This is a genomic window from bacterium (assembly GCA_024228115.1).
Lineage (GTDB): Bacteria > Myxococcota_A > UBA9160 > UBA9160 > UBA6930.
This window is the reverse complement of record JAAETT010000038.1, coordinates 1-2,772: the sequence shown is the minus strand read 5'-3', so window position 1 is coordinate 2,772 and position 2,772 is coordinate 1. Positions and strand designations below refer to the sequence as shown.

Below are 2,772 nucleotides of genomic sequence, written 5' to 3'. Positions count from 1 at the left end.
GCCAGTGTGTGGAGGCAGAGCCATGAGTCGTTCGGCACGGCAGCCGTGGACCCCACGAGTACGGTGGCCCTCAACACCCGCTTCCCTGGCCAGTACGCCGATGGCGAGACAGGCCTCCACTACAACAGGTTCAGGTATTTCGATCCAGCCGTAGGGCGATACATCAATGCGGATCCGATTGGGCAATGGGGCGGCACCAACGTCTTCCAGTACGTGCTGCCGAATCCCACGGTGTCGATTGACCCGCTTGGTCTTGCAGGTGGGCCATATGGTCTTGGAGGAGGACCGTACAGCCAATCCAACACAGTGGCGCAAAACTCGTCGCCGCCCGGCCAGTTTGGGACGCAGGCGGCCAGCAATTTTCGGTCAACGAATACGACGACTCCAGGCGTTGCTGCACCCATCTTTCTTACCGGTGCTTCGGGTATCGCCGGCAATGTTGCGGCAAGTCGCGGTGCGAACACTGTCCTTGGTTTAGGGAAACTCGTCCTGACCAACCCGGGTGCAGTGACATCTGGTGCGGTTGTTGGCACGGCTCAGGCGGCGGGGCTCGCATGGGCGGCAACGAGCGCGGCATGGTTCGCTGGGACGGCAGTCGGGTCGGCGATTGCAGCGATCCCGGTGCCGGGCGGTCCCGGAGCCACGGTAGGCACGTTCTATGGTGACTACGTGTTTGACTACCTCAATCCGCCGCCTGGCTCCTGTAGCCCTGGTGCCGGCACCGCGGTTGTTCCGTGAAGGAGGGCGCATGAGTAGGGGTGCAGGTGTCGTTGTACTCGCTGTGTTCTTCGGAGTTATTGGTGCGAACGGTCTCGTGTTCGGGGATCCCTCCTGGGCAAAGGTCGGACTCGGCTTTCTCGCCGGGGTCGTCTTTGCCGTGACGTTCGCATGCTTCTATTACCTCACTCCTAAGGCAGCTACATCGTCTCCTACGGTTGCCATGACATTGATAGGTGCCCTATCAGGGTTCCTCACGGCGCTCGCGTGGTGGTGGGTTCAAAATGATTCGCCGGAACTTGCTGTGATCTGTGCGGTCGGTGTTGTTCTTGGTGGAATCGTGGGGTGTTGTCTCGCTAGAGCTGACGTGACAGCGCCGGGAAGTTCATGAACGTGAGCGGGGTATTTTTTCCGCGGTTTCCGTAATGCACCGAGATCGACCTTGGTTGCCGAGGCAGAACTCGGATGCCGGCTCGCACCGTCAGCCTCCGCGCAGAACCCCCCGCCCGCCCGTCCGGAGCCCCGCACGAGGCTCATGCGCCGACGCCGAGTTCGGCCCAGAGCCGGGCTCGAGGCGTGCGAGAGTGGGTTGCTCCCGCGCCCGCCCACCCCAAGCGTCGGAGGGGGCCTCCCCTCGTCGCTTCGCTCCTCACCGGGGCAGCCGGGCGGCAAGTGCCGCGCCCGGCCCTGCGGGGCGGGCCGCTCCCTGCGCAGCCTCCTGCCGCGGGCCGTTCACGCCCCTTGCAAGGCCCTGTCCGATAAAGCTGCTTTATCCGACAGCCCCTGTCCGGCCCCCTCCTCGGGCTCCGCTTCGCTCCGCCTTGACATAACAAGTTATGTCAACTTGGGGTGGGCTGCGCTTTACCGGTGCGAGAGGTATTTGCCGTCCCGAGAGTTCGCCCGGCTCCGGACCTCTTGCCCCGCATAGGCAGGGCTGCCGTGCGCACGCCGGCCGCCCGTCCGCCCCCCTGGAAGGGGGGCTCCCCGGAAAGAGCTGCGGCGGCTCCGCCGCAGCTCTGGTGAGGTGAGAGCGGCTGAGGGGGAAGAGGGCTTCAGAGGAGCTTGCGAAACTCTTCAACCGTAAGCCCCGCATCGCGCACGATGCCGCCGAGGGTGAAGGCGTTGATGGGGTTGTTGCGCGGGATGGTGAGGATACGGGTGCCATCGGTCATGATGATGTGCCCGCTCTGGCGTGTGATCCGGAAGCCCGCCTTTTCGAGAGCGCGCACGGCCTTTTGATGCGGGATTCCGGGAATCTTCGGCACGTGGATTAGACGGCGACGTCGACTTCGCGGATCTCGGCGTCGCCGAGCAACTCGTCGACGACGGCGAGGTAGTCGGTGATGGCACCCTGAATGTTCAGAAGGGCCTCTTCCTCGGTCTCACCCTGGGACCAGCAGCCGGGGAGTCCGGGGACGGAGACGCTGAAGCCTTCGTCGGAGTGTTGGAGAGCGATCTTGTAGCGCATGGGTTGTCCTTGGGTCGGAGCTCAAGCTTCACGCTTGTACTGGGAGACGAGGGCCGAGACGGTCTCGACGATGCGTTCCTGCTGCTTTCTCGGCAGGGTCGAGACCTCTTCGAAGATTCTCTGGACCTTGCCGACGGGCCCCGCACGGCGGGTCTCGGGGAGCTTGCCCTCGAGGATGTGCTCGATCTTGACGCCGAGGACCTTGGCGAGTTTCGGAAGGACGTCGGAGCGGGGCGGCTTCTGGCTGTGCTCCCAGAAGGCGATGTTCTGCTGAGGCTCGCCGACAAGCTGCGCGAGCTCGACCTGGGTGAGCCCTGCTGCGCGCCGCAAGGCGGCGAGGCGGGCTCCCTGCTTGGGTCGATGTCGATCGAGCTTCCGTGCCACGGCGGAAGTGTACGGGTGGTTTTGGAGAGAACGGGGTTCGAGGGCCCCTGCAGCTTGCATGAATACCAGCATACTGGTACAACGGGATCGAGTCCACCAGTCGCGGGTTTTGTGTCCACGGCCCTTGACAGGTTTTCGCAAAGGGAGGTTTTTGGATGGCGAGGATCCCCGAGGCAGAGATCGAGCGGCTGAAGCAAGAGGTC

The 2,772-nt window shown here is 63.9% G+C and carries 5 protein-coding genes; 2 read left to right on the top strand and 3 right to left on the bottom strand.

Annotation, left to right across the window (positions count from 1 at the left end; translation table 11 throughout):
- The coding region (locus tag GY937_00995; protein MCP5055281.1) for an RHS repeat-associated core domain-containing protein at positions 1 to 738 on the top strand (738 nt) is incomplete at its 5' end.
- A gap of 10 nt (positions 739 to 748) precedes the next feature.
- Positions 749 to 1,108, top strand: a complete 360-nt coding sequence (locus tag GY937_00990) for a hypothetical protein (protein MCP5055280.1) — start codon at positions 749 to 751, stop codon at positions 1,106 to 1,108.
- Positions 1,109 to 1,769: 661 nt separating this feature from the next.
- Here GY937_00990 and GY937_00985 read toward each other — a convergent pair.
- The 3 genes from GY937_00985 to GY937_00975 are packed head-to-tail and all read right to left on the bottom strand — an operon-like array spanning position 1,770 to position 2,569.
- The gene (locus GY937_00985; protein MCP5055279.1) at positions 1,770 to 1,982 is read right to left on the bottom strand and encodes a type II toxin-antitoxin system HicA family toxin; all 213 of its coding nucleotides are present in this window, start codon (positions 1,980 to 1,982) and stop codon (positions 1,770 to 1,772) included.
- 5 nt (positions 1,983 to 1,987) lie between these two features.
- Positions 1,988 to 2,185, bottom strand: a complete 198-nt coding sequence (locus GY937_00980; GenBank protein MCP5055278.1) for a type II toxin-antitoxin system HicB family antitoxin — start codon at positions 2,183 to 2,185, stop codon at positions 1,988 to 1,990.
- A gap of 21 nt (positions 2,186 to 2,206) precedes the next feature.
- Entirely contained in the window at positions 2,207 to 2,569 is a 363-nt protein-coding gene (locus tag GY937_00975; GenBank protein MCP5055277.1) for a helix-turn-helix transcriptional regulator, read from the bottom strand.
- Positions 2,570 to 2,772: the final 203 nt, after the last annotated feature.